The sequence below is a fragment of the Bartonella sp. AA86SXKL genome, assembly GCF_042196885.1.
In genome coordinates, this window is the sequence record NZ_JBHIRE010000231.1 from 1 (window position 1) to 821 (window position 821).

Genomic DNA, 821 nt, shown 5'->3' on the forward strand with positions numbered 1-821 from the left:
TGGAATAAACATATTAATTTAATATCTTCTTCAACAATACCTCTTTTATGGACACGTCATATTTTGGATTCAGCACAAATCTACCCTTTACACAGTGATCTTCTGCATTGGTGTGATCTTGGATCAGGAGGAGGCTTTCCCGCGATTGTTATTGCTATTTTTCTCAAAGAAAAAAAAGGGGGGCATATTGATTTAGTTGAAAGTAATGGAAAAAAAGTAGCTTTTTTACGAACAGTTATTGCTCAACTTGATCTTCCAGCAACAGTTTATCATTGTAGAATTGAAGATGTAACTCAAAAAATAAAAAATCCAGAGGTTATAACAGCACGGGGATTAGCTTGCCTAGATGATCTTTTAAGGCTTATTTTTCCTTTATTAACACAAAAAACAATCGCTCTTTTGCAAAAAGGTCGGGATTACTCTAAAGAAATAAAAAATGCCTCTGCCAATTGGCAGTTTGATCTGCTAAAACATAAGAGTAAAATTGATGAAAATTCTGTTATTTTAGAAATTTCTCAGGTTCGATCATTTAGAGGGTAAAGCAAAATGAGCGAAATGCGGATTATCGCTATTGCAAACCAAAAAGGTGGAGTTGGAAAAACAACCACAGCAATAAATCTTGCAACAGCTTTGGCAGCCATTGGAGAAAATGTTCTCATTATGGATATTGATCCACAAGGTAATGCGAGTACAGGACTGGGAATTGATCGTAATAGCCGTCCTTTATCGTCTTATGATGTTATGATTTCAGGAATTTCAGTGACAAAAGCAGCTTTGAAAACAGCTGTACCCAATCTTTCTATTGTACCCTCTACACTTGA

The 821-nt window shown here is 35.3% G+C and carries 2 protein-coding genes; both read left to right on the forward strand.

The genetic code is table 11. The features are described 5' to 3' along the window. The coding region (gene rsmG, locus ACFIO5_RS11160; protein WP_375705442.1) for a 16S rRNA (guanine(527)-N(7))-methyltransferase RsmG at positions 1-540 on the forward strand (540 nt) is incomplete at its 5' end. 6 nt (positions 541-546) lie between these two features. Next, positions 547-821 (forward strand): ParA family protein (locus ACFIO5_RS11165; RefSeq protein ID WP_375705443.1); only part of this gene is annotated, 275 nt, incomplete at its 3' end.